The organism is Ruegeria sp. HKCCD7296 (assembly GCF_013110775.1).
Lineage (GTDB): Bacteria > Pseudomonadota > Alphaproteobacteria > Rhodobacterales > Rhodobacteraceae > Ruegeria.
On the sequence record NZ_WVRF01000015.1, the window covers coordinates 101,719 to 114,518 of the forward strand.

Below are 12,800 nucleotides of genomic sequence, written 5' to 3' on the forward strand. Positions count from 1 at the left end.
GTTTTGTTTCAGCACCTGTTTATAGTTAAAGAAGCGCGGCCAGGACCTCGGTCCTGACCGCGCGAAATTTACCCCATCAGAAAGAGAGTGCCGGATCAGCTGTTGCTGGCCATGGCGACGTTGCGCGGCTCAGCCGGCATTTCACGCGGCGGGCGCCCGATTACGTCACGCAAATCTTCCAGTTCGATGAAGTTGTCAGCCTGGCGGCGCAGTTCGTCCGAGATCATCGGCGGCTGGCTGCGGATCGTCGACACGACCGAAACGCGCACGCCTTGACGTTGCAGGCTGGCAATCAACGGGCGGAAATCCCCATCGCCCGAGAACAGCACGATATGATCCACGCGTGGTGCAAGCTCCATGGCATCGACGGTAAGTTCGATATCCATGTTTCCTTTGACTTTCCGACGCCCCATGCTGTCGGTGTATTCCTTGGCGGGTTTCGTGACCATGGTGAAGCCGTTGTAGTGCAGCCAGTCAACCAATGGGCGGATCGGCGAATACTCGTCATTTTCCAGGAGCGCTGTGTAATAGAAAGCCCGAAGCAACTTGCCACGGCGCATGAATTCCTGCCGCAGAAGTTTGTAGTCTATATCGAAACCGAGTGCTTTTGCCGCGGCATAAAGGTTCGAGCCGTCGATGAACAGCGCTAGCCGTTCGTCTTTATAAAACATAAATAGTCCCTTCCGGTATAATCCAGACCGCCCCGCATGGTGAGTGAGTGAGTGAGTGATGATTTGGCGCGATCTGTCGGTCTATAATTAGAACTTTTGCTGGTTATCGCAAGTATGCAATGTGTCGAATATAGGGTGCTATATGAGCAATTCGTTGTCAAATGCCGTTGTTGCGCTGGGCGCAAATCTCAGCTTGAGAGGAAAAGGGCCCGAAGTTACGCTGCGGAACGCACTTGACGCTATTTCGCGTCAAGGTGTAGTGATTCGCGCGGTCAGCCGGTTTTTCGCGACGCCTTGCTTCCCCGCCGGGGCGGGTCCGGACTATGTGAACGCTGCGGCTTTGATCGCCACCGAAAAACCTGCGACCGAGTTGTTAAGTGTGCTGCACGCCGTGGAACATGAGTTTGGGCGCGAACGGATACAACGTTGGGGAATGCGAACTCTGGATCTGGACCTGGTGTGTTTTGATGAACAGGTGCTGCCTGATCGCGCCCAGTTCGATCGCTGGCTGACGTTGCCACCAGAGGCGCAGCGGCAAGAGGCCCCGGATCAACTGATCCTGCCTCATCCGCGTCTGCAGGACCGCGCTTTTGTGCTGGTGCCGATGGCCGATATCGCCCCCGACTGGCGTCATCCTGTTCTGGATCGCACGGTATCGCAGATGGTCACCGATTTGCCTGCGGACGATATTGCAGCGGTCACACCACTGTGATCCTTGCAATTGGGGTATTTCCTGCTTGTCAAGGCGCGGATTCGCGCTTAGATAAACCTCTTCCTGACATGGATTCAGAAACGGAGAGCGCCCCATGGCCCGCGTGACGGTTGAAGATTGCGTAGATAAGGTTCCAAACCGGTTCGAGCTGGTGATGCTTGCCGCCCATCGGGCGCGTGAGATTTCCGCCGGTGCAGCGATTACCGTTGACCGCGACAACGACAAGAACCCTGTCGTGTCCCTGCGTGAAATCGCCGACGAAACCCAAAGTGCGGATGAACTGCGCGAGCGCCTGATCGAAGCCAACCAAACCCAGATCGAGGTTGATGAGCCGGAAGAAGATCAGATGGCGCTGCTGATGGGTGCCGAATCGGACAAACCTGCCATGGACGACATGTCTGAAGAAAAACTCCTGCGCGCTCTGATGGAGGCACAGGGACAGGGGTAAGCCCCAAAGACGAAGGTGCGGACCGGATGATTTCTGCTGACGACCTGATTGCGCTGGTCCGCAACTACAATCCCAAGACGAATGCTGAACGCATCAGTCTGGCTTACGAATTCGGTCAGCAGATGCATGAGGGGCAGTTCCGCCATTCTGGCGAGCCCTATTTTACCCATCCCGTTGCCGTTGCCGCCATCCTGACCGAACAGCGTTTGGATGATGCGACCATCATTACGGCGCTGCTTCATGACACGATCGAAGACACCAAAGCCAATTACGGCAAGGTGGCCGAGCTGTTTGGGGATGAGGTCGCCAAGCTGGTCGATGGCGTGACCAAGCTGACCAACCTGCAATTGTCCAGTCGCGAAACCAAGCAGGCCGAGAACTTCCGCAAGCTGTTTATGGCCATGTCCAAGGACTTGCGGGTTATTCTGGTCAAGCTGGCCGACCGTCTGCACAATATGCGCACGATCAAGGCAATGCGCCCCGAAAAGCAGGTGATCAAAGCGCGCGAGACGATGGACATCTATGCGCCGCTTGCAGGCCGGATGGGTATGCAATGGATGCGCGAAGAACTGGAAGACCTCGCTTTCCGTGTCCTGAACCCCGAAGGCCGTCAATCGATCATCCGGCGTTTTATCACGCTGCAACGCGAAACCGGTGACGTGATCCATCGCATCACCGGCGACATGCGGCACGAGCTGGAAAAGGCGGGGATCGAGGCTGAAGTGTTTGGCCGCGCCAAAAAACCCTATTCGATCTGGCGAAAGATGCAGGAAAAGGATCAGGGCTTCTCACGCCTGTCGGACATTTACGGCTTTCGCATCATCACCCAGACCGAAGAGGACTGCTATCGCACACTTGGTGCCATCCACCAACGCTGGCGCGCGGTGCCGGGGCGGTTCAAAGATTACATCAGTCAGCCGAAATCGAACGGCTACCGCTCGATCCACACCACTGTTTCAGGGCGCGACGGAAAACGGGTCGAGGTTCAGATCCGCACCCGCCAGATGCATGACGTGGCTGAAACCGGCGTTGCGGCGCATTGGTCCTATCGTGACGGTGTACGGACCGAGAACCCCTTTGCCGTTGACCCGGCCAAGTGGATTTCCAACCTGACTGAGCAGTTCGACAACGAAGAAGATCACGAAGACTTCCTCGAGGCCGTCAAGCTCGAGATGTATTCCGACCAGGTGTTCTGCTTCACGCCCAAAGGGGATGTGGTGAAGCTGCCGCGCGGGGCGACGCCGATTGATTTTGCCTATGCTATCCACACCCGGATCGGCCATGCCTGTGTCGGGGCCAAGGTGGACGGCATTCGCGTGCCGCTCTGGACCCGACTGAAGAATGGGCAATCGGTGGATATCATCACCGCCGACGGTCAGACGCCCCAGGTCACGTGGCTTGAGATCGCCGTCACCGGCAAGGCCCGCACCGCCATCCGTCGCGCCTTGCGCGAGGTCGACCGAGAGCGGTTCATCAAGCTGGGCAAGGAGCTGGCGCGTTCCGGTTTCGAACATGTTGGGCGCAAGGCAACAGACAAGGCGCTGGACACTGCTGCCAAGCACCTGCGCCTGAAAGATCGGCATGAATTGCTGGCCCGTCTGGGCAGCGCGGAACTGACGGCGCATGAAGTGGTCGAGGCTGTTTATCCTGAACTGGCTAAGGACGATGGTGACGCCATTCCGCTGCGTCGCGCCGTGATCGGCCTTGAACCAGGTCAGAAATTCGATCGCGCCCCATGCTGCCAGCCATTGCCGGGAGAACGTATTGTCGGCATCACGTACCGGGGCAAGGGCGTGGTGGTACACGCCATCGACTGCAACCGGCTGAGTGAGTTTGAAGGCGAACCCGACCGCTGGGTCGATCTGCACTGGCATTCGGGAACCCACCCTGCCGTCTATGGTGCGACATTGGATCTGACCATCGGCAACGATGCAGGAGTTCTGGGTCGTATTTGCACATTGATCGGCGAGAAAAAGGCCAATATCTCAAACTTGGAATTTGTTGACCGCAAACCGGATTTTTACCGTCTGCTGATCAATGTCGAACTGCGCGACCTTGAACAGTTGCATTCGCTTATGCTGATGCTTGAGGCGGAAAGCGATGTTGCGGCCGTCGAACGGTATCGGGATCAGACCAAAGCTGCGGTTGCGGCTGGCTGAGGAAGGGTGAGCACGCGTGGTATTCAAGCGCCGAGACCGACGCTCTGCTGTCCAAGTCGCGTCGGAGTTTGTCTATCCGCGTGGTGGGTGGACCCGCGCTTTTCACTATGTAAAACACCGAGTTCGCCGTCTTCCAGATTCGCCTGACCGAATTGCGCGTGGAATTGGGGCAGGGGTTTTTGCGGCGTTCACCCCGTTCTACGGATTGCATTTTCTGGTCGCGGCTGTTGGCGCAAGGCTGATCAAGGGAAACATTCTGGCCGCGCTGAGTGGCACATTTTTCGGTAACCCTCTGACCTATGTGCCGATCGGTGTGATCTGCCTGCAGACCGGGCACTTTCTGTTGGGAACCGAATATGAAGAGGGTGACACACAGGGGCTGATGGGAAAGTTCGCTGACGCCATCGGTGATCTCAAGAATAACTTTGTGGCCTTGTTTACAGACCGCGTGGCAGATTGGCATGGGTTGGCGCAGTTCTACGATGACGTCTTCTACCCCTATATGATTGGTGGCATCATCCCCGGCATTGTGGCGGGTGTGGTCTGTTATTACCTCAGCCTGCCATTGATCCTAACCTATCAGCAGCGACGTCGCGCCAAGATCAAGGCGAAGTTTGAGGAAATCAAGCGCTTGGCCGAAGAATCGACTGCCGTTTATCCGGCAGAGCCACTAGGCTCGGGCCAAACGACTCAAAAGGAATCGAGGGATGTCTGAGAACCATCTGCGGCTTGGTGTGAACATTGATCACGTTGCCACTGTGCGCAATGCGCGGGGCGGGGCTTATCCCGATCCGCTACGCGCCGCCAAACTGGCGGAAGAGGCTGGTGCTGATGGCATCACGGCGCATTTGCGCGAAGACCGCCGCCATATATCGGACGCTGATATCGACGGGTTGATGGAAGTTCTGTCGGTGCCATTGAACTTTGAAATGGCCGCCACGGAAGAGATGCAGAAAATCGCCCTGCGGCACAAACCGCACGCGGTCTGCATCGTGCCTGAAAAGCGCGAGGAACGTACCACCGAAGGCGGGCTTGAAGTCGCGCGTGAAGAAAACAAGCTGGCTCATTTTATCGCGCCGCTGCGCGATGTCGGCTGCCGCGTGTCGATCTTCATCGCCGCTGACCAGCGCCAGATCGAGGCGGCCCACCGTATTGGCGCCGAAGTGATCGAATTGCACACCGGTGCCTATTGCGACGCCCACGCAGAGAGCCGCATGGGAGATGCCACGCAAGAACTTGAATCGCTGCGCCAGATGTCTGCGTTTGCCCACTCGCTGGGGCTTGAGGTGCACGCGGGGCATGGTCTGACCTATGACACGGTCAAGCCGGTTGCGGCCTTCCCTGAGGTGAAAGAGCTAAATATCGGCCATTTCCTGATTGGTGAATCGATTTTTCTGGGCCTCACCCCCGCCATTCAGGAAATGCGCCGCCTGATGGACGAGGCGCGCACGTGATCACGCCCGGCTTTGTCGCCATCTGGCTGGCCTGGCTGATGGCTGGCGGCTCTCCGGGGCCTGCAACGATGGGTATTGCCGGAACTGCGATGAACGAAGGCCGCCGTGCCGGTCTGGTCTTTGCGCTGGGCATCTGTGCCGGATCCGCCGCTTGGGGCATAGCAGCTGCACTGGGTTTGTCGGCGATCATGCTGGCCAATGTCTGGGTGTTCGAGGCGATCCGCTACATCGGTGTGGCCTATCTGGGCTGGCTGGCCCTCAAGGCGTTGCGCCGTGCGATGACCTCGGACGAAGTCGCCTTGGGCAAACCTGTCACTGGTTCGCTGCCGACGATCTTTGCCAAAGGCGCGGCGATCCACCTGACCAACCCCAAAGCGATCCTCAGCTGGGGCTCGATCTACGCCATCGTCGCCCCAAATGACGCCAGCCTGTCCATGCTATTGAGCTATTTTGCCATGTTGTATGCGGGGTCACTGATGATCTTCATCGGCTATGCGTTTCTGTTTTCGTCCGAGCGTATGGTCCGAACCTACCGCCGCGCCCGCCGCTTGTTCGATTTTGCCTTTGCCGGGTTCTTTGGCTTGGCGAGTTACAAGATCCTGACGGTGCGGTTGTCATGATCCTCGGTATCGGCACAGACCTCGCAAACATCGACCGCATCCAAGGCACGCTTGACCGCTTTGGCGATCGGTTCCGCAATCGTGTCTTTACTGACATCGAACAGCGCAAAGCCGAACGCCGCCACGACACCGCTGGCACCTATGCCAAGCGGTGGGCGGCGAAAGAGGCATGCTCTAAGGCGCTGGGCACTGGGCTGCGCATGGGCATAGCGTGGAAGGACATGGCCGTTACCAATCTGAAAACCGGCCAGCCTGTCATGCATGTCACTGGCTGGGCCGCCGAGCGCCTCAGGGAAATGACACCCGAAGGATATGAGGCCATCATCCATGTCACCCTGACGGATGACCATCCCTGGGCCCAGGCATTTGTGGTGATCGAGGCGCGTCCGCTTCAAGATCACGCCACGCAGCCTTGACTTGCCCCCATCCCCCCCGCATGTAGCAGCCAAGCCAAGCACAGAACTGGAGAGAGCAGTATGGCCGAGGAAGCCAAAACCGGAAATCCCGTTTGGGAGACGATCAAAACCATCGTCTATGCGCTGCTGATTGCAGGCGTGTTCCGCACCCTCTTCTTTCAGCCGTTCTGGATTCCCTCGGGCTCGATGAAGCAGACCTTGCTGATCGGCGATTTCCTTTTCGTCAACAAGATGGCCTATGGGTACTCATACGCGTCTTGCCCCAGTCTGATCATTCCAAGCGTCGGTTTGAATGTTGATGCCGAAGATATCTGCGGCTGGATGCAGGGCGATGGTGATACGCGCATCTGGGGCGGTGAGCCTGAGCGCGGCGATGTCATCGTCTTCCGCCACCCCGTCACGGGCCGCGATTATATCAAGCGTCTGATCGGCTTGCCGGGGGATCGCATCCAGATCCGTGAAGGTCAGATCATCCTCAATGGTACGCCGGTTCCACAGCAGCCCGACGGCGTCTTTACCGAAGTCGCTGAACCTCAGGGGCCTCAGCGTCTGCGTCCCCGTTGTGAAAATGGAGCTGTTGGCATTGGTGGTGCTTGTGAAAAATCACGCCTGATCGAAACCCTGCCAAATGGGGTGTCTTATGACGTGCTGAACATCGGCAATCAGGGGTCGGACAATACCGGCATCTATACCGTGCCCGAGGGCCACTATTTCTTCATGGGCGACAACCGCGACAATTCCAGCGACAGCCGCCTGCCGCAATCTGCAGGTGGGGTGGGCTATGTGCCGTACGAAAACCTGATCGGTCGCGCTGATCGGATCATGTTCTCGTCTGCGGGCCGATCGATGTTGTTTTTCTGGACCTGGCGCGGTGATCGGTTCTTCAAGGCGGTCAATTGAAGCTATCGGCTGAAATAAAAGCGTTCCAGCAGCGTTTGGGGTACGATTTCACCAACCCCGAACTGCTGGTGCGCGCGTTGACCCACGGCTCGGTGTCGTCGTCTACCCGGCCCGACAATCAGCGGCTGGAGTTTCTGGGCGACCGAGTGTTGGGCCTTGTTATGGCCACGGCGCTGCTAGAGGCCGATAAGAAAGCCTCCGAAGGTCAGCTGGCCCCTCGATTCAACGCATTGGTCCGCAAAGAGGCTTGTGCCGATGTTGCGCGTCAGATCGATCTGGGCGCGGTGCTGAAGCTGGGCCGGTCCGAGATGTTGTCCGGAGGTCGCCGCAAACAGGCGCTGCTGGGTGATGCGATGGAGGCTGTCATTGCAGCCATCTATCGCGATGCCGGGTTTGAGGCCGCCCGCGATGTCATCTTAGCCCTGTGGGGGGACCGTATTCACAAAGTCGAGGCCGACGCCCGCGATGCCAAGACCTCGCTTCAGGAGTGGGCGCAGGCCCGCGGCCAAAGACCGCCCTCATATGTCGAGATCAAGCGCAGCGGTCCGGATCACGCACCGATCTTTACCATTGCCGCCCGCCTTCAGGACGGAACCGAGGCACAGGCCACTGCGGGATCCAAACGGCAAGCCGAGCAGGCAGCTGCGAAGGCGCTGCTTGAGAGGTTGAGCCCGCCCAGTTCCTCTTAGGGAAATGAATTTCAGGCCAGCCGTAAAGGCGGATGCTGCCAGCCTGGCTGCTTTGTCGATTGAAGTCTGGGTGGGCACCTACCTGCGTCATGGCGTGAGTTCTTTGTTTGCCGAGTTTGTACTGGCTGAGTTTACAGCGGCGCGGTTTGAAGCACTTATCGAGGAAGGTTCGGACCTTTTGGTGGTCTTGGAAAACCGGGATGGTATTGATGGCTATATTCGGGTTTCAGAAGGTCGCGCAGCTCCTGTCGACGGGCTGTCCGATCTTGAGATCGTGACATTTTATGTCCAGCCGCGGCATCATGGTAAGGGTATTGGGTCAGCCTTGCTGCAATTAGCGACCGACCACTGCCGAGATAAAGGGCAGGGCGAGATCTGGCTGACAACAAATTCCGAAAACGCACCCGCTATCGATTTCTACCTGTCCAAAGGGTTCAGGCAGGTTGGCGTTTCGGACTTTCGGATCGGCGACCAAGCCTATCCGAACCATGTTCTGGCGCTGGACGTAGCGACGCTGGGCTAGGGTCAAACCACCCGAATGAACCCTGCCAGCCCGGTTTTCTGATGCTCTATCACGTGGCAATGAAAGGCCCAGTCGCCGGGGTTGTCAGCGACCAGCGCGATATCAATGGTCTCGTCTTTCAACAAAAGCATCGTGTCGGTCATCAAGGGCGGCAGGGCGCGCAGGTTCGATTTCAGCGGCACGAAAGCCAGTCCGTGCAGGTGGATCGGGTGCAAGTTAGGAGATTCGTTACGGAGGCGCAAAACATAGCTCTTGCCTTGTTCCAGCACGGCCAGCGGACCGGTTCCCTCTGCTGCATCTCCGGGCCACGGCGTGCGGTTGATCGACCAGAAACTATACCCCAGTGATCCGCAGAACCCGTCATTCGGAGGGCCACCTTCAGGCGTCCAGCCGAACACGAACTCATGCAGCTCGGCTTGGTTCAGTTCAGGGCGCAGAACAGGGTTTCTGCGCAAAGGGCGCAATTCCCTCATATCGCGCGCTTTGGATTGTCCGGTCGCGCGCAACCGCGCCATCGCGCGGTGTTTCTGTCCAGGAAATTTGGCGACAAGTGCCACCGACTGCCCTTCATCGTCTGGCATCAGTACGGCAAAATCCGCCCGCTGACCCGGGCCCAGCAAAAGCGGTGCATCGGGTGTGGGTAAGGTCAGGTCGATCTCAACCGGATGCCCGTCCCACGCAATGATCTGCGCCTCAGCCCCTTCAAGATGCAGCTTGTAGATGCGGGTTGTGTCCGTATTGACGACGCGCAGCCGCACAAGGCTGCCTGCCGCGTGATCATACACTGCTTCTGTCAACCAGTTTGCAGTCTGGACATTGCCAAACGTACCTGCGCGCGCAGCACCACGCGCCGTATAAGCGGGCAAAAACGCGTCTTCTTCGTCCAGTCGGAAATCACGCAGATTGATCACTTGCTCGCTGTCGAAACCGGGGTCTTCCCGCTCGGCAATCACCATGACGCCGGTCAACCCGTGGGCCATTTGATCCATTGTCATGCAGTGGGGGTGATACCAATATGTGCCGGCGTCCGGTGGTGTGAATTCATAGGTAAAGCTGTCATCCTCGCCGATTGGCATCTGGGTCAGATAAGGCACCCCGTCCATCTCGTTGGCGATGCGCAGCCCGTGCCAGTGCATTGCGGTGTAATCGGGAAGGGTATTGCGCACCGTAAGCCGCATGACGTCGCCTTGCCGTCCATACAGAACCGGTGGTGGTGCGTCGGGGTAAAGGCTGACCATCCCCGTGGTCAACCGATTGCGCAACCTGTAGCTGGCGGTCTGCAACACGAGGTCTTGCGTGGCATCGCTTGCCGCCAAAGACAAACCACCCAAACCCATGGCACCAGCAGCGGCACCGCTTCCAAGAATAAACTTGCGACGTTTCATTGCGACCTCTCTGTAGGGATGTGTCGCCGGGCTGGGAACGGCTGGGCGTCTGTGCCTGACCTGCCTTGGCCCGCGCATAGCTGCAATGCGACAAATCCCTCTGGCCCAAAGGTCCTTTCTGCTATAGCAGAGCGCAATTGCAAACAGGAACGCCAGATATATGACCACACGCGCCGGATTTATCGCCTTGATCGGAGAGCCCAACGCAGGCAAATCCACCCTTCTGAACCGCATGGTTGGGGCCAAGGTCTCGATCGTGACGCACAAGGTACAGACCACACGCGCCCGCATTCGGGGTGTGGCGATGGAGGGTGACGCGCAGCTGGTCTTTGTTGACACGCCGGGCCTGTTTAAGCCCCGCCGCCGCCTGGACCGCGCCATGGTCGCTGCCGCGTGGGGTGGGGCAGCGGATGCCGATGTCGTTGTCCTGATGGTTGAGGCGCATCGCGGCATCACCGAAGGGGTTGAACGCATCCTTGAGGGGCTGGAAGAGATCGGGCAGGGTCGGACCATCGCGCTGGCGATCAACAAGATCGACAAGGTGCCGTCCGAGAAGTTGCTGGCGCTGACCAGCGACCTGAACGCCCGCTATCCGTTTGCAGAAACTTTCATGATCTCGGCCGAAAAGGGACATGGTGTAGACGATCTGCGCAAATGGTTGGCCGGGGAACTGCCAGAAGGCCCGTGGCTCTATCCTGAAGATCAGATCGCTGATTTGCCTTTGCGCATGATCGCGGCTGAAATGACGCGCGAGAAACTGACCCTCCGCCTGCATCAGGAACTGCCTTATCAGCTGACCGTTGAGACCGAAAACTGGGAAGAGCGCAAAGATGGCTCTGCCAAAATCGATCAGGTCATCTATGTCATGCGCGACGGCCACAAAGGCATCGTACTGGGCAAACGCGGCGAGACGATCAAGGCTGTCAGTCAGGCGGCGCGGGCCGAATTGGAAGAGTTCCTTGACCGTAAGATTCACCTGTTTCTGCAAGTGAAAGTCCGGCCCAACTGGCTGGAGGAATCCGAGCGGTATTCGGAAATGGGTTTGGATTTCAAAGACGGCAACGCATGACCCGCCTGACGGCCGAATTCTGGGTCCATGCCTATTTGGCACGGCTTCGGTTTCAGGAAATCCCGGCCTTTGTTGTGGCCCATGGCGATGACACTGCTGGGGCGGTTCTGGTTAAGCTCAATACGCTGGACGGAAAGGCCGCCGCATTCCAACGCAGCTTTGACCTGATGAGTGGTGAGCGAAAATGGGTCGAGCTTTCCAGCGGCACTGAGATGGATGTGGACGCCGCCATCACCAAACAGCGCAGCTTTGACCCTGACCTTTGGGTGATTGAAGTTGAGGACCGACAAGGGCGACATCTGCTTGGCGAAGAGGGTTTGGAGTAACCTCTGCACAGATCGCGCTTTGACGCGTGGATCAAAGTGACTATTTTCAAATGACATCTGGCCGTTCAGGGCTGATTGCCCCTTGGATCAATGCAAAACGATGAGGTGTTCTCGTGACTGAAACACTTGCTGAGAAACTGGAAAAATCGGAACTTGGCCACTGGATGCAGCGGTTCGAGAACTTCATGGTCTTTGTCGGTGTCGTCGGCCCATTCGCCACGCTTCCGCAACTGGTCAAGCTCTACTTTACCCATTCCGATCACGCCTCAGGTCAGTCGCTGCTATCCTGGTCGCTTTATGCGGGGCTGTCTTTTCTGTGGTTTGCCTATGGGCTGGTGGTCGGCAAGTTGCCCATCTATGTGGGCAACGGAATCTCAACGGTGCTGAATCTGCTGATGGTCGTGGGTATTCTGATTCATGCCGGTGTGACGTTCTGATCTTCCGACGTCCTTGGAATTCTTATCAACATCGCCCCGGAAAATCATTCACGACGCTTTCAACCTGCATCGCTGAAGTAAACAAAGCTCATCTTATTCCCATCCGGGTCGCGGGCATAGGCGCCAAAGAAGTTCGGACCGTATTGGGGGCGATCACCCGGGTCGCCCTCGTTTGTGCCGCCATGGGCCAGCGCTGTTTCGTGTGCATCTCTCACTTCTTTTTCGCTTTGGCAAAGCAAGCCAACCATGTTGCCATTTCCGATTGTCGCAACTTCCTTATCGAACGGCGTCGCGACCCATATGCACCCGCCACCGCGCAGCTCATAGCATACTGCATGCGGCATGTACTCGGCGACGACTTTTCCGCCCATTGTTGACACAACCGCATCATAGTATGTGCGCGCCTTAACAACGTCGTTTGAACCGATCATGACATAGTTGAGTGAAATTTCTGAAATCCCTAAATTTAGAACATAGAGGGAACATTAATGGCGGAATTGCATTCGTGCAATGCGATTCTTGCACTGTGGTCAGCCCGATCCCCGCGAAACCGTGACTTCGGACCGTGATGTAATACCACGCTGGAAGTGACCTAGATCCGTGTTGAAGGCTGCCTTTGCTGGGACTGAAGGGAATTGCGACAGACTCGCCTTACACGGCCCTATGTTCAAAAGGGCAGGGTTTTGGCTTGCTATTCTGTGTGGGCAAATCTCACATGTTGTTTTGACCACTCCAGCCGTCTTCGTACGCGCCCAACACTCTGGACATCTGTAGCAGTGATGAGAACAAGCGCGCGTAAACATCCCTTGATAGCATGGGTTTGTTGTCGTCCAGCACCTGCACCAGATCGACAACGGTCGAAGCGAACCTCTCATACACCTGCATGTCAGCAGCCGTTGGATCATGCGTCCAGATGTTTCGTGCGTCGTAGTAAGCCCCAGGTTGCGGTTCGTCATCGATCATTACTTGACCCCTTCCATTTGAAGCGCAG

Annotated in this window: 17 protein-coding genes; 13 read left to right on the forward strand and 4 right to left on the reverse strand. The window is 57.4% G+C overall.

The genetic code is table 11. The features are described from left to right. Nucleotides 1–95 precede the first annotated feature (95 nt). Entirely contained in the window at nt 96–671 is a 576-nt protein-coding gene (locus GS632_RS17920; protein WP_050605228.1) for an NYN domain-containing protein, read from the reverse strand. Nucleotides 672–813: 142 nt separating this feature from the next. Between GS632_RS17920 and folK the strand changes: the two genes are divergently transcribed. The 10 genes from folK to GS632_RS17970 all read left to right on the forward strand — a co-directional run bounded on the left by folK (nt 814) and on the right by GS632_RS17970 (nt 8,592). Next, complete coding sequence (gene folK, locus GS632_RS17925; protein ID WP_171180790.1) at nt 814–1,383, forward strand: 2-amino-4-hydroxy-6-hydroxymethyldihydropteridine diphosphokinase; 570 nt, start codon at nt 814–816, stop codon at nt 1,381–1,383. A gap of 94 nt (nt 1,384–1,477) precedes the next feature. Next, a complete protein-coding gene (rpoZ, locus tag GS632_RS17930; protein WP_171180788.1) occupies nt 1,478–1,831 on the forward strand; it encodes a DNA-directed RNA polymerase subunit omega in 354 nt (117 codons plus the stop codon). A gap of 26 nt (nt 1,832–1,857) precedes the next feature. After that, a complete protein-coding gene (locus GS632_RS17935; RefSeq protein ID WP_171721893.1) occupies nt 1,858–3,990 on the forward strand; it encodes a bifunctional (p)ppGpp synthetase/guanosine-3',5'-bis(diphosphate) 3'-pyrophosphohydrolase in 2,133 nt (710 codons plus the stop codon). A gap of 16 nt (nt 3,991–4,006) precedes the next feature. After that, nucleotides 4,007–4,705: a DUF2062 domain-containing protein gene (locus GS632_RS17940; RefSeq protein WP_171180784.1), complete on the forward strand. Its 699-nt coding sequence runs from the start codon at nt 4,007–4,009 to the stop codon at nt 4,703–4,705. Continuing rightward, complete coding sequence (locus GS632_RS17945; RefSeq protein ID WP_171721894.1) at nt 4,698–5,444, forward strand: pyridoxine 5'-phosphate synthase; 747 nt, start codon at nt 4,698–4,700, stop codon at nt 5,442–5,444. Before GS632_RS17940 ends, GS632_RS17945 begins: the two co-directional genes overlap by 8 nt. Further along, the gene (locus GS632_RS17950; RefSeq protein ID WP_171180780.1) at nt 5,441–6,064 is read left to right on the forward strand and encodes a LysE family translocator; all 624 of its coding nucleotides are present in this window, start codon (nt 5,441–5,443) and stop codon (nt 6,062–6,064) included. The genes GS632_RS17945 and GS632_RS17950 overlap by 4 nt, the downstream gene beginning before the upstream one ends. Beyond that, on the forward strand, nt 6,061–6,480 hold the full coding sequence (acpS, locus tag GS632_RS17955; RefSeq protein ID WP_171236156.1) for a holo-ACP synthase: 420 nt from the start codon (nt 6,061–6,063) through the stop codon (nt 6,478–6,480). Before GS632_RS17950 ends, acpS begins: the two co-directional genes overlap by 4 nt. 60 nt (nt 6,481–6,540) lie before the next feature. Then, entirely contained in the window at nt 6,541–7,380 is an 840-nt protein-coding gene (gene lepB, locus GS632_RS17960) for a signal peptidase I (protein ID WP_171180776.1), read from the forward strand. Next, the gene (gene rnc / locus GS632_RS17965) at nt 7,377–8,069 is read left to right on the forward strand and encodes a ribonuclease III (protein ID WP_171180774.1); all 693 of its coding nucleotides are present in this window, start codon (nt 7,377–7,379) and stop codon (nt 8,067–8,069) included. Before lepB ends, rnc begins: the two co-directional genes overlap by 4 nt. A 4-nt stretch (nt 8,070–8,073) precedes the next feature. Continuing rightward, nucleotides 8,074–8,592: a GNAT family N-acetyltransferase gene (locus tag GS632_RS17970; protein WP_171180771.1), complete on the forward strand. Its 519-nt coding sequence runs from the start codon at nt 8,074–8,076 to the stop codon at nt 8,590–8,592. Between the two features lie 2 nt (nt 8,593–8,594). Here GS632_RS17970 and GS632_RS17975 read toward each other — a convergent pair whose 3' ends face one another. Then, nucleotides 8,595–9,977: a multicopper oxidase family protein gene (locus GS632_RS17975; protein WP_171180769.1), complete on the reverse strand. Its 1,383-nt coding sequence runs from the start codon at nt 9,975–9,977 to the stop codon at nt 8,595–8,597. 160 nt (nt 9,978–10,137) lie between these two features. Here GS632_RS17975 and era point away from each other — a divergent pair, with 160 nt between their 5' ends. From era to GS632_RS17990, 3 genes are all read left to right on the forward strand, one after another. Next, nucleotides 10,138–11,046 carry a GTPase Era gene (gene era, locus GS632_RS17980; RefSeq protein WP_171180767.1) on the forward strand — a complete coding sequence of 303 codons (909 nt, stop codon included), beginning with the start codon at nt 10,138–10,140 and terminating at the stop codon, nt 11,044–11,046. Then, nucleotides 11,043–11,372, forward strand: a complete 330-nt coding sequence (locus GS632_RS17985) for a DUF1491 family protein (RefSeq protein ID WP_171180765.1) — start codon at nt 11,043–11,045, stop codon at nt 11,370–11,372. The genes era and GS632_RS17985 overlap by 4 nt, the downstream gene beginning before the upstream one ends. A 113-nt stretch (nt 11,373–11,485) precedes the next feature. After that, nucleotides 11,486–11,809, forward strand: a complete 324-nt coding sequence (locus tag GS632_RS17990; protein ID WP_171180764.1) for a SemiSWEET transporter — start codon at nt 11,486–11,488, stop codon at nt 11,807–11,809. 59 nt (nt 11,810–11,868) lie between these two features. Here GS632_RS17990 and GS632_RS17995 read toward each other — a convergent pair whose 3' ends face one another. Both GS632_RS17995 and GS632_RS18000 read right to left on the reverse strand, forming a co-directional pair. Next, nucleotides 11,869–12,240, reverse strand: a complete 372-nt coding sequence (locus GS632_RS17995; protein ID WP_216601843.1) for a VOC family protein — start codon at nt 12,238–12,240, stop codon at nt 11,869–11,871. 280 nt (nt 12,241–12,520) lie between these two features. Next, nucleotides 12,521–12,772, reverse strand: a complete 252-nt coding sequence (locus GS632_RS18000) for a hypothetical protein (RefSeq protein ID WP_171180760.1) — start codon at nt 12,770–12,772, stop codon at nt 12,521–12,523. Between the last annotated feature and the right edge of the window lie 28 nt (nt 12,773–12,800).